At 41.9% G+C, this 1573-nt stretch carries 2 protein-coding genes; both read right to left on the reverse strand.

Annotation, left to right across the window (positions count from 1 at the left end; translation table 11 throughout):
• Positions 1 to 103: 103 nt before the first annotated feature.
• Positions 104 to 1003 (reverse strand): ParB/RepB/Spo0J family partition protein, encoded by a 900-nt coding sequence (locus tag AC6F75_RS06520; protein ID WP_500714149.1) that lies wholly within the window; start codon positions 1001 to 1003, stop codon positions 104 to 106.
• Between the two features lie 81 nt (positions 1004 to 1084).
• Positions 1085 to 1573: AAA family ATPase (locus AC6F75_RS06525; RefSeq protein ID WP_500714150.1), on the reverse strand; the 489-nt coding region annotated here is incomplete at its 5' end.

The following is a 1573-nucleotide window of genomic DNA, read 5'->3' on the forward strand; positions in this document are numbered from 1 at the left end:
ATCGGCTTTAAGCATACTGTCTTCAGTAACTACATTCAGTGTATCTGCCACCTGACTTTGCATTTGAAAGCCGGAAAAGCACAAAAGCAGTAGTACCAAAAACTTATTTTTCACCCTGAATCAGTTTGGAAATGCGTTCAAATTCAGCTTTGTTTTTAAAAGGAATGATGAGCTTTCCTTTGCCGGAAGCGTTGGCTTTTACATCCACTTTTACCTCAAACAAGTCTGAAAGTTCTTTGCCGGCCTTGCGGGCATAGACAGGAGTCTCAACTTTTGATGGTGCCTTTTTTTGACCGGGGTTTTGGATGTTTCTCACCAGAGCTTCTGTATCTCTCACCGAAAGCGAATCAGAAATGATTTTTTCATACACCTCCAATTGATCTGAAGTGTCTTCTAGCGTTATCAGTGCCCGCCCATGACCCATAGTGATAAAGCCGTCTCGCATTCCGGTTTGAATAATGGGATCGAGTTTTAGCAGGCGTAGGTAGTTGGCAATTGTCGAGCGGTTTTTTCCCACGCGGTTACTCATCTCTTCCTGGGTAAGTTGTATTTCTTCTATTAACCGACTGTAAGAAAGGGCAATTTCAATGGGGTCCAAATCCTGACGCTGTATGTTTTCCACCAAAGCCATTTCGAGTGACTCCTGATCGTTGGCAATGCGAATGTAAGCCGGTATGGTTTTTAAGCCCACCAGTTTTGAAGCGCGGTAACGGCGCTCACCGGAAACGAGCTGAAATGTATTGAACCCGAGTTTTCTTACTGTTATGGGTTGGATAACGCCAAGTTCCTTAATAGAAGAAGCTAGTTCCTGAAGGGTTTCCTCATTAAAACTGCTTCGGGGTTGGTGCGGGTTGACCTCTATGCTTTCGAGTTCAAGCTCAACAATACTTCCCACCACTTTGTCTGCACCCTTATCGTTGGCTGATTGAATGTCGTTGTCAGGGTCTTTCAGTAAAGCTGAAAGTCCCCTGCCTAAAGCTTGTTTTTTTGTGGCTTTGGCCATTTTTTATTCGTTAATGGTTATTGGTTAATCGTTAATGGTAAATTGGTGTTTGTCAATTTCAAACAGGAATTATAATTATGATTAACTGTTTTTATTAATAAGTTCTTCTGCCAGGCTCAGGTAATTGTTGGCTCCTTTACTGTCGGCATCATAGGTAATAATACTTTCACCATAACTGGGTGCTTCACTTAAACGCACATTTCGTTGAATGATTGTTTTAAAAACCATTTCACTGAAGTGTTTTTTTACTTCGTCAACCACTTGATTTGACAGGCGCAAACGCGAGTCATACATCGTGAGCAGCAAGCCTTCTATATCCAAATCTGCATTGTGAATTTTTTGAACGCTTTTGATGGTGTTGAGTAATTTTCCAAGACCTTCGAGAGCAAAATATTCACACTGTATAGGGATTAAAACTGAGTCGGCTGCCGTGAGTGCATTGAGCGTTAAAAGCCCAAGTGAAGGGGCACAGTCTATAATGATGAAATCGTAATCGTCTTTAATGTCCAGCACGGCTTTTTTCAGCATATACTCGCGTTCTTCCACATCAACCAGTTCAATTTCTATGGC

The organism is Planktosalinus sp., assembly GCF_059864935.1.